The sequence below is a fragment of the Bradyrhizobium huanghuaihaiense genome (assembly GCF_007830635.1).
GTDB lineage: Bacteria > Pseudomonadota > Alphaproteobacteria > Rhizobiales > Xanthobacteraceae > Bradyrhizobium > Bradyrhizobium huanghuaihaiense.
On record NZ_VLLA01000009.1, the window covers coordinates 35,377 to 57,998 of the forward strand.

The following is a 22,622-nucleotide window of genomic DNA, read 5'->3' on the forward strand; positions in this document are numbered from 1 at the left end:
GTCGCCAAGGAAGAGCGAGGGGGCGCAGCGCGCCACGATCTCGTCGTCGTCGCCCCTCGGTTCGATGGCGCTTCATCTGCTCGCGCAATGGAAGCAGTCCGGACCCAGCGGCATCGTGTTTCTCGCCGAGAACGAGAGCAGGGCGGAGCGGCTCGGCAGCGTCATTCACGCGCTCGATCCGACCTGCGAGGTGCTGGTTTTTCCGCGGCTGAACACCTTGCCGTTCGACCAGCTCGAGCCTTCGCACGAGCTTGCGGGGCGCAGGGCCTCCGTGCTGCGGCGCCTCGCAAGATCCAGGAAGCCGCTGTTTCTCGTCTCGACCGCGGAGGCGGTGATGGAGCGCCTGCCGCCGCCGGCGAGCCTGTTGCGCCTCAGCGTCAGCCTGAAGGTGGGCGGCGCGTTTTCGGAGCGGGAGCTCGAGAGCCGCCTCGAGTCCCTCGGATACGATCTCGACGACGAGCCGGACTATCCGGGCGGGGCGCTGTTTCATGGACAGACCTTCGAGATATTTCCCGCAGGCGCGCTCGGTCCGTTCCGGATCGAGCATTCTGATCGCGCGATCGACCGGATCGTGGCGTTCGATCCGAAAGAGCACGACATCATCTTCGAGACGAAGGAGCTCGTGGTCGATCCGATGTCGGAGCGGCTTGGCTTTGCCGGCAAGGGCGGCAAGCGCGCGAGCCTGTTCGACTATTGCGGACGCGCCAAATGGATCGCCGATGCAGGGGTCCCTGCGCATGCCGATGGCTGGCTCGATACGATCGAGGAGGCTGCGCCGCGCGCGGAGCGGGAGCGCGAATATCTCGGACGCCGCGACTGGAAGCAGCTCTCCAGGGGCATGAAGGTGCTGCCGCGGACCGCATCGTTCCAGGCCGTGCCCGAATTCTCGAAGCTGACATCCGCAAGGAAAGCGCTGCGCGCCTTCGTCGAGGAGACGCGGCGGGCCGGTTCGCGGCTGATCCTCGTCGCCGCGCAAGCGGACGATCTGCGCGTGATGGAGCGGATGAGCGGCGTCAAGGCGCAGCGCTGCGAGGATTGGGACGAGGCGGCGGCGCGCGGGGGAAGCGGCGAGGCGGCGCTTCTGGCCGATCTCGATGCGGGCTTCGTCGTGCCGGGACGAAAGCCTCTCGTCGTCGTGACGGCGTCCGACGTGCTCGGCAGCCGGGCGCATCATGCGCAGCCGATGGCACGCGCCTGGAGCGCGGCCTTCGACCATGCTGATGTCCCGGAGCAGGGCACGGTGGTGGTTCATCTCCAGCGCGGCCTTGCCGTGCTCGACGGCCTGCAGACCGTCAACACCGGCGGCGGGGCCATGCGGGAGATGATCCGCCTGAAGTACGCGGGCGACAATGCCGTTCTGGTGCCGCCGACCGATCTGGCGCTCATGTGGCCTTACGCCGCCGAGCTCGGCAAGCTGGCGCTCGACAAGGCCGACGGCAGCACATGGTGGGCACGGCGCAGCGAGGCCGAGCGCGAGATCCAGATCGCCGGCAAGGTGCTGGCCAAGCACATCAGCCAGCGCCGCCGGCGGCGCGCGGACAAGCTGGTGCCGCCGGGATCGGCCTACGAGAAGTTCGTCGCGCGGTTTCCCTATTTCACGACGACCGACCAGGCCAAGGCGATCCACGACGTGCTGGATGATCTTGCCTCCGGTCACCCGATGGACCGCGTGGTCTGCGGCGACGTCGGCTTCGGCAAGACCGAGGTGGCGCTGCGCGCGGCGGCCGCTGTGGTGCTGTCCGGCAAGCAGGTGGCGATCGCGGTGCCGACGACGGTGCTGGCCCGGCAGCATGTCGCAACCTTCCAGAAACGCTTTGCGCCGTTCGGCATCGAGGTCGGGAATTTGTCGCGGGCCACGTCCGGCGCGGAGCTGCGCGAGACGAGAGAGGGCCTGCGCAGCGGCCGGATCAAGGTCGTGGTCGGCACGCAGGCGCTCACCGCCAAGGACGTGAAGTTCGACGATCTCGGCCTCGTCATCATCGACGAGGAGCAGCATTTTGGCGCGGCCGAGAAGGCAAAGCTCGCCGGCCTCGCCAAAAATGTCCATGTGCTGATGATGAGTGCGACGCCGATCCCGCGGACGCTCGCCGCGGGCCTTGCCGGCTTCCGCGATCTCAGCGTGATCGCCTCGCCGCCGGTGCACCGGCTTCCGGTCGCGACCAGGATCGCGCCGCTGTCGGATGCCGCCATCGCCTCCGCGCTGTTGCGCGAACAGCGCCGCCACGGGCAGAGCTTCCTGATCTGTCCGCGCATCCAGGACCTCGACCCGATGCTGGCCCGGGTGCAGGCGGTGGCGGGCGACCTTCGCATCGTCTGTCTGCACGGCAGGCTGGCGGCGGACGAGATCGACGACCGCATGATGAGCTTCGTCGAGGGCAGGGCCGACGTCCTGCTCGCGACCAACATCGTCGAGAGCGGCCTCGACATTCCCCGTGCCAACACCATCGTTGTGTGCTGGCCCGAAAAATTCGGCCTCGCCCAGCTGCACCAGCTGCGCGGACGGGTCGGGCGCGGCGGCATTCGCGCCTTCGCCCATCTCTTGACCGAGACGGAGTCCGGGCAGTCCGAGAAGCGGCTGGCCGTGCTCGAGGAGTTCAGCCGGCCGGGCGCCGGCTTTGCCATCAGCGAGCGCGACCTGGATCTGCGAGGCGCGGGCGATCTGTTCTCGGAGCAGCAGTCCGGCCATGTCCAGGTGTTCGGGCCGGTGCTCTACAGCCACCTCCTGAAAATGGCTTCGGAGAAGCTCGACGAGGAGCGCGCCGCAGTGTGGGTGCCCGACCTCAACCTGCCGGTCGGGGACATGCTCCCCGAGACCTATGTGCAGTCCGAGCCCGTGCGGCTCGAGCTCTATGCGCGCGCCGCACGATGCAGCAACGAGGACGATCTCGAGGACCTCGAGGAGGAAACCTCCCGCCGCTTCGGACCTTTGCCGAAGATCGCCCGCGACTTCTTTGACGCAGCGAAACTCAGGATCGAGTGCAAGCGCCGCGGCATCATCCGCCTCGACGTCGGCCCCGGCGCGGTGGCCGCGACGTTCCTGCCCGGACGGTTGCGGAAGTCGAGAGGAAAGTCCCTCCAGCGCGACGGCGACCGCGTCGTCTATCACAGCCCGATGCGCGATGCGCCGTTCGAGCGGGTGGAGGAGTTGTTCGAGGCGCTGGACGAGGGGTAGGGCGGCCCCCTAAAAATTTGAAAACAACCCCATGCACAGTAGCCAAGTGCTGCTGGCACAATGTGTTCTGCAGCCGGCGCAAGGGCCGGCGCGGGCCCATGATCAGGTTCAACTGCTCTCCGTCGCGTCGCATCGTTCGACGCCATGCTTCCGGCTCGCAGCCGGTTTGACCCGTCGGGCAAAACAGTGGCATTCTGTCACCTTCGGAAAATCCGCCGCGGAGAAGGCAGCTTCGTGCGGAGCCGGCTGTTCGGTGGGCCGCAGCGACACCCATTGTCAGCTTAGCCCCAGCTATTTGAGTCATCCCGTCGCATGGGCCCCGTATTCGGCCGGAGTGACCGGGCCCGCCCGCTAACGTGGAATTAATCCAAAAAGCTCACAATTTTAGGCAGTTGTGTATGGGTGCTGCGTAAGGGAGGCGTCGCGACGACGTTCCGGCGACGGCTTCCTTTTGCTCGCTCATGAGGTCAATGCAGATGACCACGACATCCGAAGCGCAAGGCCTCGTCGAACAACTCGACCCCGCAGCCCTTGCGGCCGCCGCAGCACCCGAACCCGAACCCGAAGCTCCGGAAGCTCCCGTGCCGACCAGGCGGTCCAGCCGGAAATCGGTCCTGGCGCTCTCGGTATGTGCCCTCGCCATCAACGGTTCGGCGGCCATCTATACGTGGCCGTCCGAGCTTCCGTCGCTCAATGTCCGCAAGTTGGCTGAACTGTTTCCGCGCCCGGAATCGCCCGCGCCAAAACCGGATCCGGTCGTCGCCGCCTTGAAGGATATCCAGTCGGCCCAACAGCAACACACGGCTTCGCTGCAGGAGAACAACGCCTTGGTGCAGCAAAATGCAGTTCTGCAGCAGCAGGATACATTGGTGCTCCTGTCCCTGCGACAGAGCATCACAGACGAACGGGTCGATGTGAGGAAGATATCGTCGCAGCTGTCCACGCTGATCGCGAAGGTCGACGCGCTACAGAATACGATGATGTCGGACGTTACGTCCTCCGTCCGGAGAGCGAATGCGCGCTTTGGACTGTCCGCAACGATGCGCAGGCGGATGGCGCGGGAATCGAAGCCTGTAGGGCCTATAGGGCCTACAGGGCCTGTAGGGCCTATGTCGGTTGGGGGAGCTCCGCTGAGCGTGCCGGCTACGGCGTCGGCTCCGGAGAGCTGAAGGCGTTAACTCCCTGACTGAACAAGGTTGGACGAGTGCAGCCCGTCACTTCGAGGCGTGGTCGATCTTGTGCTGCAAATGCCCGGTGTCGTGATCGCGACGTAACTGGCTCAGCGATGTCTCGTTCAACTGAAGCAGCACCTCGCTGAGTTGGGTCGTGTCGGGATAGCCGGCCGCAAAACCCTTTCCGTAGATCTTGCGCAACGTGCCGACCAGCGTGCTGCCATGCTTCTTGCTGATCCCACCATCCTTGTCGCGGTGGCGGCCATCCAGGCCATGTTCCTTCATGTGTTTCTCCCTGTGCGGCGTCTTGAGCGCCTGGAGAGAGCGTGCTCCTAAACGAGTTGATTGGCAACGGCATGGCGCGCGGCAGTTGAGGGCTGGTCCGGGCCGCCGCAACAGTGTTGCCGTCACGTGTCCATCGCTGAGCTGTGATGCCGCGTTGGATTGCGGCGGGATCGTTGACGCATCACATCAACCCGGGCGGCGTTCGATTGGAACTGGTATGATGCGCTCTGTTCTGGCCTTGGGTCTGTTGATTGTCCTGTGCGCAGCTGCGAACGCTGCGACGGCGCATCGCTCCCGCACACATCATCCGCGCTATCCCGCGGTCGATCGTTTCGGCGCAGACGAAGATCCTCGGGCACGCTTCGCGGTCCCCGGCTGGAGCGATGAAGCAACGCAGCGCTGGCTGAACAGTGCCTCGTCCAATGTCGGCCGAGGCGGATAGCCACCGCGATCGGTCGTGGTGTCAGCCCGCGGCGGCGATCTGATGGAGGACTGATTTCCTAAGAGTGGCTAGGCGGCCTGCTCCTCGAATGAGGTGTAGACCCGACCCGTGGGATCAACGACCTGAACGTCCCAGCACCCGTCCTCGACCAGTTCCCTAGCCTTCTTGAGGGCGGCCGCAAGCGACAGCCGCTTGAGGCTGACGACGCCTGCCGTGTCGAAACCGTTGATTTCAAACATGCCGCTCCCTCCTGTTTCTCGAATCCTACACTTTTCTTGCGTGTTGTCTCGCGGCGTTTTGGGGGAGGCCTCCTCCGCAAGCTGGATTGACTCTGCAGCTTCCCCGTCGAATTATTCGGGAAAAAGTGGCAATCGGGCGATGAGCGATGAAAGACTACAAGGCTCAGCTGGAGAAGTTGCGCACGGACGCTGCCGAGTGTGCACTGATCCGCGATCTTGCGAGCGACAAAGCCAAGCGCGAGCTATTTGATCGGCTGGCCAATCATCTGACCGTGCTCGCGGAACAGGTCGAGCTGGCGATGCTGGAGCGAGACAAAGGCGCTGGAACGTAAGGCCCCTTCGGCAGCCGAGTGACGGCCGAGGCGAGCGCGGGGGTTACCGGGTCGGAGGCGCCTTCCATCCATAGGACTGACGCGCGATTTGGCCGGTGACGTCGAGATCCTTCTCGTCAGAGAGGCGCCAGGCCGCCACGCCGAAGCAGACGGTCAGAACGACGGCGGTCACTAGCAGCAGCATCGATAGAAACTGGCTCACACCTACACCCCTGAACGCGACGCATGAGCGGAGCGACCATGGAATGTCGATTCGGAAAATGCAGACGCACTGACCCAACGCCGATTTTCCCCATCACTCACGCCGGACCAAAAGCGCTCACGAGTCCAATCGTGATCGGGACCAGCGCCACGACGGTCCAAAGGACGGGCGAGCCAGAGGAAAGGCCAGCGATCAGTATCCAGGCACCGAAGCCCACGAGGAGCACTGAGATGGCATAGGCAACAGCTTTGTCCATCGTTCGATCCACGAGCAACAAAAGGATCGATTGCGACTGTAAGATTCCCCGCGTTTGGAAAGGTTCCTATGCGCCGCGGCGAGCGCGTTGGATGGGGCCGACATAGTCCTCCCTCATCAGTGCGTAGGATGGGTTGAGCTCTTGCGAAACCCATCGCCGGCAAACCGGTCGAGGCCCTCCGCGGCTCTTGAGGATCGCTCCGATAATCGATCGCGGATCGCAGCGGCGCTGATCGCAACGAGTGATGGGTTTCGCAAGAGCTCAACCCATCCTACGGGCTGATGAATGAAGCCGACGACGGCGCCAACGATAAGCTAGTCTTTGCCGTGTACCACCTAGAGGAGATGATCGAGAGCCTGGAAGAGCGATATAGGGCAGATTTCGGCGAGGCGACGATAGACAGCGCGGAGAGCACCGCATGAAGCGCCGGCGCCGAGCACGCCGGAAGCTCAACCGGCCCACGATCGCCGATTGAGGCAGTGAACGACAAGGGCGCGGGGCTTCGGTCCCGCGCCTATATTGAAGGGCTGACGGACCCGCAGGGCTCGTGGGTTTTTTTGAGCACGTGCCCGTGCCAAGTTTGGAAAATGTACCCGTTCCGACATTCACGGTGCTTTTGGGCGAAGCCAATCAAGGCCAGGATAATCAAAGCCCCTGCGACGCATCCGGCTACAACGTTCTTCATCATGGCGGCCACTCCAGCTAAACTGTGACTGGCTACTCGGCCAAGTATAGGCCACCAGGCTTCCGAAGTCCGCTTCGGCAGCGGCTAGGCTGCGACCATCGACCTCGATTGGCTCCTCGAAAGGCCGCCCCCAGCCCTTGGTCATCGTGTGTTTCGGTATCCCCTGATAGCCAGCCGCAAGTCGCCACGCTTGAAGTCGGGGCGCACCTCGGCGCCGCGATTGCCGCACCCCTGACACACGAAGCGCGGCTCGATGTCAGACAGCCGTACCTCATCCGGCCTGCGATCGGCTCCCAGCGCGACTTGGCGGCCGCAATGGCAGTAGACCAGGACGCCGCGCAAGCCCATCTCGCGCATCTCTCCGAACGTGATCTTGAGCGGACGGCCGTCGGCGTGCGTAGGCGTGTAGCGTCGGGGAGGGCGAGGCATGCACCCATCAGAGCGGCTTCGTAAGTACCTCGCAAATTATCAATCCCTTGGGCCTCGGAGCGCGTGCGAGCTACTGCGTGTCGTGGGTGTGGAAAAGCACGGCCCGCCGGTTCGCGCTGGCGGGCCGTGGGCTCTATTCAGCCAATGGCGGACTCAATCAAGCGCAATCTGTTCCGTGATTTCCGCTGATTGGTGCGCTACGCCACCATGGAGTTTGATCTCCTTGATCGTCAAACCAACGATCACGGCTCCCAGAAGAATAAGCACCGGTTTTAGCTCGTCTCGGAGAAGCATGTAGACCAACGCCATCCCTAGCTTTCGCGTTCCGCCTCCTCGGCAAGACAGGCTGGGACCCCTAGTTGGAACCCGCGCTGGCGGGCCTACTCCAACACCTCATATTCGAACGCCACGCCCTCGGGGTCGTTCTCCTCGAACCATTTCTCTGCGGCATCCTGGTTGGCGAACACCTTGATGTGGTCCTTATCGCCAACCTGCTTTGCGGTGTTGACGTAGACGAAGACTGTCATCGGATCACCCTATAGGCCTTGGTCTTCTTGCGTCGTGGTCCAGAATCTGGAGGCGGCTTGCCGCGGTTCAAGGCTCGCATGATGCCGATCCGGGCGAACATCGTGGGCCCGGCGAACTCGACCACCAGGAGCAGCGCTTCCATTGCGGCTCGCCATTCCGGCGCGGTGTGCTCTTTCTTCGGCAGTGCGGCGATGTACTCGCCGGCATCGAGCGCGTAGGATGGGTTGAGCTCTTACGAAACCCAGCGCCGGCAATTCGGTCTGACTGCCGCTGCTTTGAGGGCTGCTCCGAAAGTCAATCGCGGATCGCAGTGGCGCTGATCGCAACGAGTGATGGGTTTCGCAGAGCTCAACCCATCCTACGTGCTGGCTTGATGCCCCTACTCAGTCGCTCATCTGTCGTCAGTGGCCTAAGCGGTTTTTTGAAGAATCCAAGCATGAACTTTATCGTCCTTTGCGGTCTTCAAGATTACCCATAGTTGATAGTCCGGATCGCTAAGTTGAATTTGATGGTGGTTGAGAAGGGTGACGATCCTCGTCGTCGTGTGGAGAATCTTGTCAAAGTCGCGAGAGGTTCGAGGCTTGTAGTTGCGCAACGTGCCTCGGTGTAGGAGGCCTCCGGTTTCGTGATATAGAGCAATCAACTCATCTTTAGACAGAAATCCGATTTCGATCTTCTCGACGCTAATCACTCTGGCGGCTTCATCGTGAATTTGCCTGCCCGGCATCGGGGCATCTAGCGCCGATTCATCCGAAGCCGATCGCGCCTGGCTTGGGAATTGCTGCTAACTTCCGCTCTGCGCCTGATTTCCTCTCAGATAGCTGCTTTAGTCGTTGTTGACCTTCTTGTGACGTTAGATCGAGATCTTTCATTTCGGCAGCAAGTTGAACTATCTGCGCCTCTAGCTGATCTCTTTGCTGTTTGAGAGCTTGCTGTTCTGCTCGATAGTGCCGTCTACCCTCGGGGAAATAGAGCGGGCTCAACCCGACCGTTGGCTTTTGATCCTCGGGAAGCGTGCGGAATGTCCAAAGGTAGACGATTGGCAAAATTAGCGCGAAGGCAATCACTGCCGACGCGGCTTTAGCCCAATGATCGCCAAACTCCTTCGGGAAGAACACTACGAACATGACTAGCGCCAAGGCGGGTGGCCCCAGGCGAGCGAAAGCCTTCTGAGGGGTATCGATGCGATAGACTGATAGAAGAACGCTGAAGGCTCTTACCCAGCGCGAGGATGCCAATGCTATTTTCTCCTATCCGAGCCTCAACGAAGACGGCGAATTCTCTCGTCAGATGATCTGCATTAGCGGTTTAGGATCGTTACGTTATGGGAAATCTGAGAGCCGGGATTTGTGCCGGCTGACAGATTGTTGAATTTCCGCTCATCAGTTTCCATCGCGAGCCGTAGGCCTTCGCAGTTTTGGGGCGCGGCCGGATTGGCAGTGAGACAGGCCTTGTACTGATCAGCCGAGGTTCGGTAATCGTTTCTCGCTTCGATCTTGGCCGCGACCCCACAGCCGCCTAGAAGGCTAACTAAAGATAGTGCGGCAAACGTGCGCGAGCCGATCCTAACTATGGTTTGCATGGCATCCCCTCCCTTGATCATACAACCGTAGCGGGCGCGCAAAGGCAATCGCCATTTTCCGCAACTAACAAGCCGAAGACCCGTAGCGGGGGGAAGTGCGTAGGATGGGTTGAGCTTTTGCGAAAGAAACCCATCGTCGGCAAACCGGTCGAGGCCCTCCGCGGCTCTTGAGGGTCGCTCCGAAGGCGATGACGGATCGCAGCAACGAGTGATGGGTTTCGCAAGAGCCCAACCCATCCTACGCACTCTGCATCGGATCGTCGAAGGGCTGCCTCCAGCCTCGTTCGGTCATTCGTTGCGCAAGAGTTTGCTATTCCTGTCCGTAACAGTACCGACAATGTTGTGAAGCGAACAGAACGCGCTTCGATCTGTGAGTAGGCTCGAAGTCGCTTGAGCTTCCCCAAGGTCCAAGCACCCCACGGCCCCGGCCTCAACGCCCACCACGAAACCCCAGCCGGGGCCGTTTTTCTCCCGCTATCGATATCCCCATCGCCGGCGAACCGGTCGGGGGGGCCTCCGCGGCCCTTGAGGATCGCTCCGAAAGTCGATGACGGATCGCAGCAACGAATGATGGGTTTCGCAAGAGCTCAACCCATCCTACGTCCTCCTTCGCACATGACAGCCAGGTTTAAGGTCGTCGCCCTGACCGAGGACAGATCCGTCGATGTGATTTGAATGTTGGGCTCATTGTCATTGAGCTGGCTGTGGTGAGCGCGCTGGGGCTCGAACCCAGGACCCCGTGATTAAAAGTCACGTGCTCTACCGGCTGAGCTACGCGCTCCCATGGCCGCTGATGGCTTCGAAAAGAGATCGCCATCGTCTTCGGACATTCGAGAAGCATGTCTTGCCGCCACGCTGAACTCGCGTTGCGGGGAAAACCGGCTGTTTCCGGATCATGCTTTCGGCCCGCGCTGTGTAGGGGGAGTGGCTGCGGAGGTCAATAGCGGGGTGGCTGCCGAAACTCTTGGCAGGAGCGGGGATTTGCTTACGGTGCCCGCAGCTTAAGGCGGGATTTTCAACCCGATTGGCGGGGCGCCATCCACGCCGAACTGCCGTATGGGACGCCGGCGCGGGGGGCTCGCCCGCGCCGCGATGTCTTCGGCTCGTCAGTTCGCTTCCCGCCGGACCTCGTTCGGCACCGGCTGCGGCGTGCCGGCGGGGGTCGGCAGGGCGACCGGGCGCAGGCCGATCAGCTCGGCGGTGCGGATCGCGCTGTCGCGCCAGAACTGGAACGAGTTGATGCGGCTGAGCTCGAGGATGGCGATCGCGACCGCCGCCAGGAACGGCAGGCTTTGCAGCACCAGGACGCCGGCGAAGATGTAGATCTCGGTGATCTGCCGGAAACTGTTGGAGGCGACCAGCACGCCGGCGCCGACCAGGAGCAGGATGCCGATCACGGCCTCCCAGAACGCCTGGAACTCGATCGACATCCTGCTGAGGCCGCCCTTGGAGGTGCGGGCGAAGGCGATGTGCTCGGTGATCAGGCCCTGCGCCACCGCGCGCGACACCGTCCACTGCACGCTCATCGCCGCGATCATGGCGCCCAGCATCTGGCCGGGTTTGATCGCGACACGGGCGCGGTACATCGACAGGAAGTGCGCGAGCGAGACGATGAAGGCGCCGATGATCGGCAGCGTCAGGATCTTGTCGGGAATGGCGATGTCGGCAAAGGCGACGATCGGCACCCAGACGAGGTTCAGCAGCGCCACGACCACGCCGAGGCTTTCGGCGCCGAGCCAGTTCAGCCAGCCGAGGCCGTATTCGCGCTTCTGGTCGGAGGTCAGCCGGCTCTTGCCGGGCAGGAAGTTCCGCCAGTGCTTCTTCACGATCTGGAGGCCGCCATAGGCCCAGCGGTGACGCTGCTTCTTGAAGGCCTCGTAGGTGTCGGGGAGCAGTCCCTTGCCGTAGCGGTGGCGAGTGTAGTGCGTGGTCCAGCCGAGCTCCTGGATCGCAAGGCCGAGATCGGAGTCCTCGCAGATCGTGTCGCTTGACCAGCCGCCGGCCATGTCCATCGCGGCGCGGCGGATCAGGCACATGGTGCCGTGCACGATGACGGCGCCCACCTCATTGCGCTGGACCATGCCGATGTCGAAGAAGCCGGCATATTCGCCGTTCATGATGTAGTGCATGATCGACAGGTCGCCGTCGCGATGCTCCTGCGGCGCCTGCACCAGGCCGACGCGCGGGTCGGCGAACGCCGGCACCAGGTCCTTCAGCCAGTCGGGATCGACGACATAGTCGGCATCGAGGATGCCGATGATCTCGGCATCGACGGCGGTGCGGTCCATCGCGATGCGCAGCGCGCCGGCTTTGAAACCTTGCACCTTCTCGGCGTTGATGAACTTGAAGCGTTCACCGAGCGCGCGGCAATGATCCTGGATCGGCTGCCAGAATGCGGGATCGGGCGTGTTGTTGATGATGACGACGCATTCGTAGTTCGGATAGTTCAGCCGCGACAGCGCATCCAGCGTCTGCTTGAGCATGTCGACCGGCTCGAAGTAGGCGGGGATGTGGATCGAGACCTTCGGGTAGTAGTTCTCCGGCACGTTCTCGACCGGCTTGCCCTTGGCGAGCAGCCGCTGCGGCGGGCGGCCGAAGGCCACCGCCGCGATCTCGTCGATGCGCGCCATCGCGATCAGCACCAGCGGAACAAGCAGGATCATGCCGAGCGTCAGCGCGAAGGCCGAGCCGAAGATGAAATAGTGGCTGTTCCAGAACGCGAACACGGTCGCCGCCCAGGCGCCGACGCCGTTGGCGGTCGCCGACAGCAGGAAGGCCTGCTTTGCGGTCGGCTTTTCAAGCCGCAGGATCGGCAGCGACAGCAGGACGCCGACCAGGAGCGCGATTCCCATCAGCTTCCAATAGTCGGGGTTCTCCACCGGGCCGGTCCAGGCGAATTTCGGCTCGCGGCTGGCGTTGAGAATGCCCCAGTACGGACCGACGCCGCCTTCGAAGAATTTCCAGGGCTGATCGATGGCCTCGACGATGTTGTATTCCATGCCGATGGCTTCGGCGCGGCTGACGAAGTTGCGCAAGGTCAGCGCCTGCTGGAACGGACCGGGGTCGGCGTTGCGTAAGTTGTAGCCCTGGCTCGGCCAGCCGAACTCGGCGATTACGATGCGCTTGCCGGGGAACAAATTGCGCAGCAGGTTGTAGCGGTCGACGGCTTGGTCGACCGCCTGGTCCGAGCGGAAGTTTTCCCAGTAGGGCAGCACGTGGGCGGCGATGAAATCGACGTTGGAGGCAAGGTCGGGATTGTCGCGCCAGATGTTCCAGATCTCGCCGGTCGTGACGGGCACGCGGACCGAGCCCTTCACCTTCTTGATCATGTCGATGAGGTCTTCGACCTTCTGCTCGCCGCGGTAGATCACCTCGTTGCCGACCACGACGCCGACGACGTTGCTGTTCTTGCGGGCGAGCTCGATGGCGGCCTTGATCTCGCGCTCGTTGCGATCCTTGTCCTTGTCGATCCAGGCGCCGACGGTGACCTTGAGGCCGAACTCGGCCGCGATCGGCGGCACCAGCTCCACGCCGCCCGTCGACGAATAGAGGCGGATCGCACGCGTCATCGTCGACAGCGTCTTCAGGTCGGCGCGGATTTTCTCCACGCTCGGGATGTTGTCGATGTCGGGGTGGGCCGAGCCTTCGAACGGCGCATAGGAGACGCTGGGGAGCAGCCCCCTGAAATCGGGAGCGGGTTCCTTGTCGCGCAAGACTCCCCACAGCCCAGCATGAAGCACGGACACGAGCAACAGAACGGCGGCGACAACGCGCATCGCGGCTAAACCAAAAGGGGCTGAGGTGGCAGGGAAGCGGACCCGACCCCGAGATCCGACCAAGTCCGCGGCAAATGGAGCATACCTCTGCCGCGCGGTTTCACAACTGTCATGGGCTCATGTCCTTATGAGGGCATGGGCTTTTCGAACGACGCGCGGCAGTGCCAACCGCGTCTATGGCCGATCGTTCCTGAACGAGAGCTGAAACGATCGCGACTATTTCTGGGGCGCCGGTGTCGGGCTTGCCGCAGGCGAGGGGCTCGCGGCCGGCTGCGGAGCAGGCGCATTGCCGGCGGTCGGCGCTGCCGGCTGGGACGCGCTAGCTGCTGCCTGCTGCGGCTGGGAGGCCGGGTTGATCCAGCAAGCGTGCACGCGGCTGTCCAGGGTCTCGGCGACCTTGGGATCGATCTGGCCGCCGAAGCGGGTCAGGCAGCGGAACGCCGCCTGGATATGGCCGCCGGGGCAACCGAAGCGGTCGTAGAGGTCGAGATGGCGGAACGCGGTATCGAGGTCATCCCGCCACATCAGCCGCACCACGCGCCGGCCGAGCCAGACGCACTCAGGATTGCCGGCCGGGCCGTTGATGACTTGGGCGGCTTCGGCGAATTCGTCGGTGCGGCGCTGGTTCTGGGCGGCGTCCTTGGCGGCGTCGGCGGGCTGGGCGGCGGCCTTGCCCTGGTCGGGGGCCGGCGTGCCGCTCTGGGCGGAGGCAGCATTAAGGCCCGCCAGACCAAGAAGGGCGGAGACGGCCAAGGTGGCGGCGAACTGCCGCAGGACCGCATTTCGTGACTGACGCACCCGTTGCCGCATGAATTCCCCAACTTCTCCACTGACCGCCCGCGTCAGGATCCCGCGGACGCGCCGTGATGGCGTCCAAATGGGTCTCCAATGCGGCGGAAAAATCCCGCCGAGTCCCATGACCTGTATTTCGAATTTTGTCCAGCAAAGTCACAATCCTAGGCCTCTGTCGAACGGCCGCAGGTAAATTCCTTGGGGGCGCGGAGGATCCACCTGGAGTGCCCCCTTGGCAGACGGCGTGCGAGCAGGTAATCGACGGCCCTTCGCGGAGGACGGAACCGATTTCTCTTCGTACGCCACTGGCGCTTCTGCTCGTTTCACTGGGTGCGATTGCTGCCGTGTGGTGGTGGCTGGCCACGCCAATCACGCTCGCGCGCGCGCCGATCGATCCCGCCGAGAAGGTTCAATGCGTCTCCTATGCGCCGTTCCGCGGCGAGCAGTCGCCGCTGAACGCATGGACCCATATCGAGGCCGACCAGATCGAGCAGGACCTGCGCCAGCTCAAGGAGATCACCGACTGCGTCCGCACCTATTCCATGGAGAATGGGCTCGACCAGGTTCCGGCGATCGCCGCCAAGGTCGGCGGGATGAAGGTGCTGCAGGGCATCTGGCTCTCCAGCAACCGCACCAAGAATTTCGAGCAGGCCGCGCTCGCCGTCCGTCTCACCAAGGACTTTCCCAACGTCATCACCGCGGTGATCGTCGGCAACGAGGTGCTGCTGCGCGGCGAGATGACGACCGCCGATCTCGTCTCCATCATCCGCTCGGTGAAGGCGCAGGTCAGCGTGCCCGTCACCTATGCCGATGTCTGGGAGTTCTGGCTGAAGAACCGCGAGGTCTACGACGCCGTCGATTTCGTCACCATCCACATCCTGCCCTATTGGGAGGACTTTCCGGTCAAGGCGAAATTCGCCGCCTCCCATGTCGAGGCGATCCGCGAGCGCATGGCGGTGGCGTTCCCCGGCAAGGAGATCCTGATCGGCGAAACCGGCTGGCCGAGCGCGGGGCGCATGCGCGAGGGCGCGCTGCCGTCACGCACCAACCAGGCGCGCGTCGTTTCGGAAATCCTCAGCCTTGCAAAGGCGAACAAGTTTCGCGTCAACCTGATCGAGTCCTACGACCAGCCGTGGAAGCGCAAGCTGGAAGGGACCGTTGGCGGCTATTGGGGACTCTATGACTCCGTGCGCCGGAACCTGAAATATCCGCCGGGCCAGCCGATCAGCAATTTCCCGTACTGGAAATGGTACATGAGCGCCGGCATGGGCCTGTGCGTGCTGGTGTTCGCGGTGGCGCTGATCACGCTGCGCCGGCGGCCGTGGACGCCGCGCTTCTCGGCCTGGCTCGGTGTCGCGATCTCGGCAACGACGGCGGGGAGCCTGCTCGGGATCGGCGCCGACAAGATGTTCTATGAGAGCCTCGGCCTCGGCGGCTGGGTGCATTGGGGCGCGCTGCTGCTCGCCGGCATCCTGTCGCCGATCTTCTGCGCGCAGGCGATGGTGATCGGCCGCAGTCTGCCGACCTTCCTCGATCTGCTCGGTCCGCGCGAGGGCCGGAAATGGTCGAAGCTCACCGCCGTGCTCGGCCTGACGCTGGCGGTGACCGCGGTGATCGCGGCCGAGACCGCGCTCGGCTTCGTGTTCGACCCGCGCTACCACGACTTCCCCTACGCCTCGCTGACGATGGCGGTGGTGCCGTTCGCGCTCTTGATGCTGAACCGTCCGCAGATCGGCCAGCGTCCGATCGCGGAAGCGGTGTTCGCCGGCGTGCTCGCGCTGTCGGCGATCTATGTGCTCATCAACGAGGGGCGCGACAACTGGCAGTCGCTGTGGACCTGCGCGATCTATCTCTTGCTTGCGCTCACGCTGTGGCGGGCGCGGGCCGAGCAAATCCAAGAATGAGCAGGCCGATCGCAAGGCCCGACAGCACGACATTGTAGAGCACGATGCCGAGGCCGGCGGCGATGATGCCGACGGTCAGCAGCACGATCGACGGCCGCATCAGGTTGAGCGTCGCCACCACCAGCGCGACGATGCCGAACACCGAATTCTTGAACAGCACGGTCGACACCGCGCGCGCCTTGCAGATCAGCGTCTGCAGGCCGGCGTCGCAGGCAAGGCCCACGGTCGAGAGCTCGATGCCGAGATAGCGCAGGTAAAGCGCATAGCCGACGGATGCGAAGCCGACGACGATCAGGAACTGCACCTGGTAGGGCGTGAGGCGGAAGGGCTTCTTTGTCATGGCCGCAATATGGTCGGGATGGGGGAAGGGGGCAACAGGGCAGGTGAAGGTTTTTCGGCAAGTCTGCTTGAGAAAATCGGGAACGGGATTCACCGCGAGAATACTTGCCGACCACCAGTGCTTCGATTTTCTGCTTCCCGAGAGGGAAGCCCTACCGCCTGAAGAACGACGTCAGCGTCGATCCCGCCGACGCCGCCTCCGGCTTAGCCTGCTGCGCGGGCTGCTGCGGCGCCGGTGCAGGCGCGGGCTCCTCGCGCTTCGACGAGCGCTTGGAAGAGTAGCTGCGGCGGCGCTTGTCCGGTTTTGCGTTTGGTGCGGGCGCGGGTGCAGTCTCGGCTTGAGGCGCCGCGTCCTGCGTCTTCTCGGCGTTGTTCTCCTGAACCCGGTCCTGAGACTTCTCTTGTCCCTTCTCTTGCCCCTTCTCTTGCGCCTTCTCCGAACCGCCACGCATCGACAGCCGCTGGCCGTCGAACACGGTGGTCTCGCAGTGGCGGCTGCTCTCGGATAGTCCGGCGCAGAGCTTTGCGGCGGCGGCGGCGTTGATCAGCGGACCGGCCCCCAAGCGCAGCTGCATGCCGTTGCCACCTTCCTTGATCATGATGATCGGACGTAGCGCGGCGACTTCCGGATTGGATTTGGTCAAGCCGCGCCAGAGCGCGCGCAGGCCGTCGATCGAGTTGGCGCCGCCGAGGTCGATCGCAAAGCGTGTCTGCTGGACCGCGATCGCCGGCGCCTCGGCTTCGGCTGCCTCCGGCGCCTTGGCTGGTGCGGCCGCGGCGACTTCGGTCGGGGCGGGCGTGGGCTCCGGCTTCTTCTCCGTCTCGGGCTGAACCAGTCTGGATGCGGCGGGATCGGGCGGCGCCATGATCGACTTGGACGGCACCAGCGGAAGCATCGGCAGCGCCGAGGTCGTTGCCGGCGCCTGCGAGACCAGGGAGGCGGCAGCAGCGGTCTGCGGCGGCGGATTTGCCGGCTCCTTCGCTGCGTCCTTTGCGGGCTCCTTCGCCTGGTCCTTGGCGGCCGCGCGCGGCTTGTCGTTAGGGGCCGCCGGCACCGAGGCCACCGGCCCGACGCTGGGCGCAGCCGCCGCGGGCTGTGCGTCAGGGGCCGGCGTGTCCTGCGGCTTTGCGCTCTGCCGGGCGATGGCGCCGGTGACGGAATCGAGTCCTTGCTCCAGCACGGTGACGCGTGAATAGAGCCGGTCGCGATCGGTGTTCAGCGTCTCGATGGCGGCGGCGAGGCGGCGGGCCTCGTTCTGGCTTTCCTTGGTCAGCAACTGCAGCCGGTCGGCCTGGCGCGCGAGATCGGCTGAGGCGACCTGGTCACGGCGCCAGCCGAGCTGGGCCTGGTTGGCCATCACGGCAACGACGACGGCGCCGACGGCGGCCACGCCCCACGAGCCCAGCCGCCACATCATGCGGCGGTCGAACGCGCTTTCCTCGGCCAAAAGTCCGGAGAACAGCCCGCCGGTCTCCTTGGTGCCGAAGGCGTCCGCCAGTGGGTCGGAATCCTTTGCCATGAACGTTAAATGCCCAGCCCTGTCCGGCTTCCCCGAATCAATCAGGGAACATTAACAGGAAAACTCGGTCGCACTTGAATTCCGGGCGTTTGCGGGGGTAGCAAGGCGGCAGCTCACGAGGGCGGCGCGCCGCCTGCCGCGCCAATCGATTCGGCCGTATCTGACAGGATTGCGATGACCGCCCGTTCCAGCCTCACGATCGTGCTCGCCGCCGGTGAAGGCACGCGGATGCGATCGAACCTGCCGAAGGTGCTGCATCCCGTAGCTTCCCAGAGCCTGCTCGCCCATGTGCTCGCCGCCGCACCGAAGGGAACCGGCACCTCGCTCGCCGTCGTGATCGGACCGGATCATCAGGCGGTGGCGGATGAGGCGAAGCGCATCCGCCCCGACGCGCTCACCTTCGTGCAGAGCGAACGGCTCGGCACCGCGCATGCGGTGCTGGCGGCGCGCGAGGCCATCGCGCGCGGCGCCGACGATCTCCTGATCGCGTTCGGCGATACGCCGCTGATCTCGGCCGAGACGTTTGCGCGGCTGCGCGCGCCGCTCGAAAGGGGCGCGGCGATTGCCGCGCTCGGTTTCCGCGCCGCCGATCCGACCGGCTATGGCCGCTTCATCGTCGAGGGCGACCGCCTGGTCGCGATCCGCGAGCAGGCCGATGCCAGCGCGGAGGAGCGCAAGATCGATCTGTGCAATGCCGGCGTCATGGCGATCGACGGCCGCCGCGCGCTCGACATCCTCGACAAGATCGGCAATGCCAATTCCAAGGGCGAATATTATCTGACGGACGCGGTCGAAATCGTCCGCAAGCAGGGATGGGAGTCCGTGGTGATCGAGACCAGCGAAGACGAAGTGCGCGGCATCAACACCAAGGCGCAGCTCGCCGAGGCCGAAGCCGTGATGCAGGCGCGCTTGCGGAAGGCGGCGATGGAGGCCGGCGTCACGCTGATTGCTCCCGAGACCGTTTATCTGTCCGCCGACACCGTGTTCGGCAAGGACGTCACCATCGAGCCGTTCGTGGTGATCGGGCCGGGCGTGTCGATCGCCGACGGCGCCGTGATCCATTCCTTCTCGCACATCGTCGAGACCACGCTCGGCAAGAAGGTCTCGATCGGCCCCTATGCGCGGCTTCGTCCCGGCACCACGCTCGGCGACGGCGCGCGCATCGGCAATTTCGTGGAGACCAAGGCGGCGACGCTGGAGGCCGGCGTCAAGGTCAACCATCTCTCCTACATTGGCGATGCCACGGTCGGTGCCAATTCCAACATCGGCGCCGGCACCATCACCTGCAACTACGACGGCTTCAAGAAGCACAAGACCATCATCGGGCAGGGCGCCTTCGTCGGCACCAATTCCTCGCTGGTCGCGCCGGTCAAGATCGGCAACGGCGCCTATATCGGCTCGGGCTCGGTGATCACGCGCGACGTGCCCGACGATGCCATGGCGCTGGAGCGCAACCAGCAGACCATCCGCGAAGGCGGTGCGGCGCGCTATCGCGAGATGAAGACCGGCGGCAAGAAACTGGAAAAGAAGCCGGAGAAGTGAGCGGCCGAGTGCCGGCGCCCGATCGGTGTTGCCAGGGCTGCGCTCATGGACGACGACCTCGTCGACGATACGATCTCATTCCTCGTCAAGCGCGTCGTCACACCGCCGGGAAGATGGGTGCTGGAACAGGTCGGCGATCCCCGCCCGACCGAGACCGCGTCGCTGGTCACCGGACTGGCGTTCTGGGCGTTCGTCGTTTTCTCGTCTTCGCCCTGGTGCTGGGATGGTGAGGCGCGCCGCTATTCGTCGTCGGCGAATTCCGAGAAGATCGCGCGGGTCAGGCGCCAGCCGCGCGGCTTGGCGCGCTTGGCCGGCTCGCCTTGCTTATGCTTGATGAAGACCGGCTTGCTTTCCTTGCCGCGCTGGGGCGGCGGCCAATGGGCGAGGTGCGTGCCCGAGGTCTCGCTGGCACGCAGATACGACGACGACAGACCTTTGCGGTCGGATGAGCCTTTCATGGCCTTGTTCTCCTACCCCGGAATCGTTGGTCAAACTTGTTGACAACAAGTTAACGTGCGGGGTTAAAGGCCGGCCACATCGACGCAGACAGAGCAATGGTGCCGGCGAATGCTGTCTCAATCAGCAATAATTATTGAGTATATGGTTCCCTCGGAATTTCGCTAAAAACTGAGCGCGTCGTTTTGGCGATTTTTCGACGATTTGGGGGATATTGATCCGCATGTGCGGGATTGTCGGCATTCTCGGGCGCGAGCCGGTTGCAGAGCAATTGGTGGATTCGCTCAAACGTCTTGAATATCGCGGCTACGACTCCGCGGGCGTCGCCACGCTCGAGGGCAAGCATCTCGAGCGCCGCCGCGCCGAGGGCAAGCTGAAGAATCTGGAGAAGCGGCTGGAAGCCGAGCCGCTCAAGGGCACGACCGGCATCGGTCACACCCGCTGGGCCACTCACGGCAAGCCGACCGTCAACAACGCGCACCCGCATGCGACCGAGCGCGTCGCCGTGGTCCACAACGGCATCATCGAGAATTTCCGCGAGCTGCGCGAGGAGCTCGAGAAGAAGGGCACGGTGTTCCACACCGAGACCGACACCGAGATCGTGCTGCATCTCGTCGACGATCTGCTCACCCGCGGCAACAAGCCCGTGGAAGCGGTGAAGCTCGCGCTGGGACGCCTGCGCGGCGCCTTCGCGCTCGGCTTCATCTTCGCCGGCGACGACGACCTCATGATCGGCGCCCGCAACGGCCCGCCGCTCGCGATCGGTTACGGCGACGGCGAGATGTATCTCGGCTCCGATGCCATCGCGCTCGGCCCGTTCACCGACACGATCAGCTATCTCGAGGACGGCGACTGGGTCGTGCTGACCCGCAAGAGCGCCACCATCTTCGACAAGGATGGCAACGCCGTCCAGCGCGAGAAGATCAGGCATGCGGCCTCGACCTCGCTGGTCGACAAGGCCAATTACCGCCACTTCATGGCCAAGGAGATCCACGAGCAGCCGGAAGTGGTCGGCCACACTCTGGCGCGCTATGTCGACATGGCGACCGAGCGGGTCGCGCTGCCGGTCAAGCTGCCGTTCGACTTCAAGACCATTCAGCGCATCAACATCACGGCCTGCGGCACCGCGAGCTATGCCGGCTTCGTCGCAAAGTACTGGTTCGAGCGCTTTGCGCGCGTGCCGGTCGAGGTCGATGTCGCCTCCGAATTCCGCTACCGCGAAGCGCCCTTGCGCAAGGGTGATCTCGCCATCTTCATCTCGCAGTCCGGCGAGACCGCCGACACGCTGGCGGCGCTGCGCTACGCCAAGGGCGAGGGCGTGCACACGATCGCGGTCGTCAACGTGCCGACCTCGACCATCGCGCGCGAGAGCGAGACCGTGCTGCCAACGCTGGCCGGACCCGAGATCGGCGTCGCCTCGACCAAGGCCTTCACCTGCCAGCTCATGGTGCTCGCCAATCTCGCGATCGCGGCCGGCAAGGCCAGAGGCGAATTGTCCGACGAGGACGAGACCAAGCTGGTCCATGGCCTCGTCGAGGTCCCGCGACTGATGTCGGATGCGCTCACCACCGAGCTGCAGATCGAGAAGCTCTCGCGCGAGATCGCGAAATCGCGCGACGTGCTTTATCTCGGCCGCGGCACCAGCTTCCCGCTCGCGCTCGAAGGCGCGCTGAAGTTGAAGGAAATCTCCTACATCCACGCCGAGGGCTATGCCGCCGGCGAGCTCAAGCACGGCCCGATCGCGCTGATCGACGAGACCATGCCGGTCGTCGTCATCGCGCCCTATGACCGGGTGTTCGAGAAGACCGTCTCGAACATGCAGGAGGTCGCCGCGCGCGGCGGCAGGATCATCCTGATGACCGACGCCAAGGGCGCGGAGGAGGCGACTGTCGACTCGCTCGTCACCATCGTCATGCCCGACATGGCGGCGGCGTTCACGCCGATGGTCTATGCCGTCCCGGTGCAGCTGCTCGCCTATCATACGGCTGTCATCATGGGCACCGACGTCGACCAGCCGCGCAATCTCGCGAAATCGGTGACCGTGGAATAGGCAGAAGGGACCGGGCTGCACTCTTCCAAAACCTGCTAGAAGACCCTAGCTTGAGTGCAGCGACTGACCTGGAACCCGAATGACCACCCGCGACGACGTCCCCGCGCCGCTTGATCCCGCTCCGGAACCGCATACCGGCCTGATGGGCCGCTTCCGCAATTACTTCCTGACCGGCCTCGTCGTGACGGGGCCGATCGCAATCACTCTTTATCTCGTCTGGTGGTTCGTCACCTGGGTCGATGGCGTGGTGCGGCCGTTCGTCCCGCTGGCCTATCGGCCCGAGACCTATCTGCCCTACGGCGTTCCCGGCTGGGGACTGATTGTCGCATTCTTCACGCTGACGCTGGTCGGCTTCCTCGCCGCGAACCTGATCGGCCGCACGCTGGTCGACGTCGGCGAGACCTTCCTCGGCCGCATCCCGGCGGTGCGCGCCATCTATCGCGGGCTGAAGCAGGTGTTCGAGACGCTGTTCTCGGGCAAGGGCTCGAGCTTCCGGAAAGTGGGCCTCGTCGAGTTTCCTTCGCCGGGGATGTGGTCGATCGTGCTGATCTCGCAATCGCCGAGCGAGGACATCGCCCGCAGCCTGCCGGGGCAGGAGGAGCACGTCTCGGTGTTCCTGCCGTGCTCGCCGAACCCGACCACCGGCTTCTTCTTCTACGTGCCCAAGAGCAAGATCATCGAGGTCGACCTCAGCGCCGAAGATGCCGCAACCCTGATCATGTCGGCCGGCGTGGTGCAGCCGGGCTCGGCGCCCGACCCGAAGAAGGCGGCTGCGCTCGCGGGCATGGCCAATGCCGCGCGCATCGCCAACGCCTCGACGCTCCAGCCTCAGCCTGCGAAGGTGGAGTAGGGCCATTCCGCTGCGGGATGGCCGCGTTCACGCAAGGACTCGCATCCTCTGCTAGTCTCCGGTCGATCT

The 22,622-nt window shown here is 64.1% G+C and carries 23 protein-coding genes and 1 tRNA gene; 8 read left to right on the forward strand and 16 right to left on the reverse strand.

The features are described from left to right. The first annotated feature begins 64 nt into the window (after positions 1–64). On the forward strand, positions 65–3,172 hold the full coding sequence (locus IQ16_RS19440; protein ID WP_018642115.1) for a DEAD/DEAH box helicase: 3,108 nt from the start codon (positions 65–67) through the stop codon (positions 3,170–3,172). 470 nt (positions 3,173–3,642) lie between these two features. Next, on the forward strand, positions 3,643–4,341 hold the full coding sequence (locus IQ16_RS19445) for a hypothetical protein (RefSeq protein WP_018642114.1): 699 nt from the start codon (positions 3,643–3,645) through the stop codon (positions 4,339–4,341). A gap of 45 nt (positions 4,342–4,386) precedes the next feature. On the opposite strand, the gene IQ16_RS19450 is transcribed toward IQ16_RS19445, so the two are convergent. Beyond that, positions 4,387–4,629, reverse strand: coding sequence for a hypothetical protein (locus IQ16_RS19450; RefSeq protein ID WP_018642113.1), 243 nt, complete (start codon positions 4,627–4,629; stop codon positions 4,387–4,389). Between the two features lie 510 nt (positions 4,630–5,139). Then, the gene (locus IQ16_RS45675) at positions 5,140–5,310 is read right to left on the reverse strand and encodes a hypothetical protein (RefSeq protein WP_018642111.1); all 171 of its coding nucleotides are present in this window, start codon (positions 5,308–5,310) and stop codon (positions 5,140–5,142) included. A gap of 146 nt (positions 5,311–5,456) precedes the next feature. Between IQ16_RS45675 and IQ16_RS19460 the strand changes: the two genes are divergently transcribed. Next, complete coding sequence (locus tag IQ16_RS19460; RefSeq protein WP_018642110.1) at positions 5,457–5,642, forward strand: hypothetical protein; 186 nt, start codon at positions 5,457–5,459, stop codon at positions 5,640–5,642. A gap of 43 nt (positions 5,643–5,685) precedes the next feature. Here IQ16_RS19460 and IQ16_RS45190 read toward each other — a convergent pair whose 3' ends face one another. Both IQ16_RS45190 and IQ16_RS45680 read right to left on the reverse strand, forming a co-directional pair. Continuing rightward, positions 5,686–5,844 (reverse strand): hypothetical protein, encoded by a 159-nt coding sequence (locus tag IQ16_RS45190; protein ID WP_158646941.1) that lies wholly within the window; start codon positions 5,842–5,844, stop codon positions 5,686–5,688. A gap of 97 nt (positions 5,845–5,941) precedes the next feature. Next, positions 5,942–6,100, reverse strand: a complete 159-nt coding sequence (locus IQ16_RS45680; protein ID WP_018642108.1) for a hypothetical protein — start codon at positions 6,098–6,100, stop codon at positions 5,942–5,944. Positions 6,101–6,381: 281 nt separating this feature from the next. On the opposite strand from IQ16_RS45680, the gene IQ16_RS45195 reads away from it, so the two are divergent. Then, positions 6,382–6,522 (forward strand): hypothetical protein, encoded by a 141-nt coding sequence (locus tag IQ16_RS45195; RefSeq protein WP_018642107.1) that lies wholly within the window; start codon positions 6,382–6,384, stop codon positions 6,520–6,522. 404 nt (positions 6,523–6,926) lie between these two features. Here IQ16_RS45195 and IQ16_RS19465 read toward each other — a convergent pair whose 3' ends face one another. The 9 genes from IQ16_RS19465 to IQ16_RS19495 form a co-directional block, all read right to left on the reverse strand. Beyond that, the gene (locus IQ16_RS19465; RefSeq protein WP_018642106.1) at positions 6,927–7,214 is read right to left on the reverse strand and encodes a hypothetical protein; all 288 of its coding nucleotides are present in this window, start codon (positions 7,212–7,214) and stop codon (positions 6,927–6,929) included. Between the two features lie 153 nt (positions 7,215–7,367). Further along, on the reverse strand, positions 7,368–7,523 hold the full coding sequence (locus IQ16_RS45200) for a hypothetical protein (RefSeq protein WP_018642105.1): 156 nt from the start codon (positions 7,521–7,523) through the stop codon (positions 7,368–7,370). A 71-nt stretch (positions 7,524–7,594) separates the two neighbouring features. After that, positions 7,595–7,741, reverse strand: coding sequence for a hypothetical protein (locus IQ16_RS45685; protein ID WP_018642104.1), 147 nt, complete (start codon positions 7,739–7,741; stop codon positions 7,595–7,597). After that, positions 7,738–7,935, reverse strand: coding sequence for a hypothetical protein (locus IQ16_RS19470; RefSeq protein ID WP_244635765.1), 198 nt, complete (start codon positions 7,933–7,935; stop codon positions 7,738–7,740). Before IQ16_RS19470 ends, IQ16_RS45685 begins: the two co-directional genes overlap by 4 nt. A gap of 216 nt (positions 7,936–8,151) precedes the next feature. After that, on the reverse strand, positions 8,152–8,469 hold the full coding sequence (locus tag IQ16_RS19475; protein ID WP_018642102.1) for a hypothetical protein: 318 nt from the start codon (positions 8,467–8,469) through the stop codon (positions 8,152–8,154). A 19-nt stretch (positions 8,470–8,488) separates the two neighbouring features. Beyond that, on the reverse strand, positions 8,489–8,869 hold the full coding sequence (locus IQ16_RS19480) for a hypothetical protein (protein ID WP_145831687.1): 381 nt from the start codon (positions 8,867–8,869) through the stop codon (positions 8,489–8,491). 1,160 nt (positions 8,870–10,029) lie between these two features. After that, positions 10,030–10,105 (reverse strand) — tRNA-Lys (locus IQ16_RS19485). A 325-nt stretch (positions 10,106–10,430) separates the two neighbouring features. Next, positions 10,431–13,100 (reverse strand): glycosyltransferase, encoded by a 2,670-nt coding sequence (locus IQ16_RS19490; RefSeq protein WP_018642076.1) that lies wholly within the window; start codon positions 13,098–13,100, stop codon positions 10,431–10,433. A 216-nt stretch (positions 13,101–13,316) separates the two neighbouring features. Beyond that, a complete protein-coding gene (locus tag IQ16_RS19495) occupies positions 13,317–13,910 on the reverse strand; it encodes a hypothetical protein (protein ID WP_018642075.1) in 594 nt (197 codons plus the stop codon). A gap of 326 nt (positions 13,911–14,236) precedes the next feature. On the opposite strand from IQ16_RS19495, the gene IQ16_RS19500 reads away from it, so the two are divergent. Next, positions 14,237–15,796, forward strand: coding sequence for a glycoside hydrolase family 17 protein (locus IQ16_RS19500; protein WP_035666023.1), 1,560 nt, complete (start codon positions 14,237–14,239; stop codon positions 15,794–15,796). Here IQ16_RS19500 and IQ16_RS19505 read toward each other — a convergent pair. Both IQ16_RS19505 and IQ16_RS19510 read right to left on the reverse strand, forming a co-directional pair. Further along, positions 15,756–16,136 carry a hypothetical protein gene (locus tag IQ16_RS19505; RefSeq protein WP_018642073.1) on the reverse strand — a complete coding sequence of 127 codons (381 nt, stop codon included), beginning with the start codon at positions 16,134–16,136 and terminating at the stop codon, positions 15,756–15,758. The genes IQ16_RS19500 and IQ16_RS19505 overlap by 41 nt on opposite strands. A gap of 151 nt (positions 16,137–16,287) precedes the next feature. Further along, the gene (locus IQ16_RS19510) at positions 16,288–17,655 is read right to left on the reverse strand and encodes a hypothetical protein (RefSeq protein WP_018642072.1); all 1,368 of its coding nucleotides are present in this window, start codon (positions 17,653–17,655) and stop codon (positions 16,288–16,290) included. 174 nt (positions 17,656–17,829) lie between these two features. Here IQ16_RS19510 and glmU point away from each other — a divergent pair, with 174 nt between their 5' ends. After that, positions 17,830–19,197, forward strand: coding sequence for a bifunctional UDP-N-acetylglucosamine diphosphorylase/glucosamine-1-phosphate N-acetyltransferase GlmU (glmU, locus tag IQ16_RS19515; RefSeq protein ID WP_018642071.1), 1,368 nt, complete (start codon positions 17,830–17,832; stop codon positions 19,195–19,197). Between the two features lie 239 nt (positions 19,198–19,436). Here glmU and IQ16_RS19520 read toward each other — a convergent pair whose 3' ends face one another. Beyond that, positions 19,437–19,655, reverse strand: a complete 219-nt coding sequence (locus tag IQ16_RS19520) for a hypothetical protein (RefSeq protein ID WP_018642070.1) — start codon at positions 19,653–19,655, stop codon at positions 19,437–19,439. A gap of 221 nt (positions 19,656–19,876) precedes the next feature. On the opposite strand from IQ16_RS19520, the gene glmS reads away from it, so the two are divergent. Beyond that, on the forward strand, positions 19,877–21,703 hold the full coding sequence (gene glmS / locus IQ16_RS19525) for a glutamine--fructose-6-phosphate transaminase (isomerizing) (RefSeq protein ID WP_018642069.1): 1,827 nt from the start codon (positions 19,877–19,879) through the stop codon (positions 21,701–21,703). Positions 21,704–21,782: 79 nt separating this feature from the next. Beyond that, a complete protein-coding gene (locus tag IQ16_RS19530) occupies positions 21,783–22,553 on the forward strand; it encodes a DUF502 domain-containing protein (protein ID WP_018642068.1) in 771 nt (256 codons plus the stop codon). The last annotated feature ends 69 nt before the right edge of the window (positions 22,554–22,622 follow it).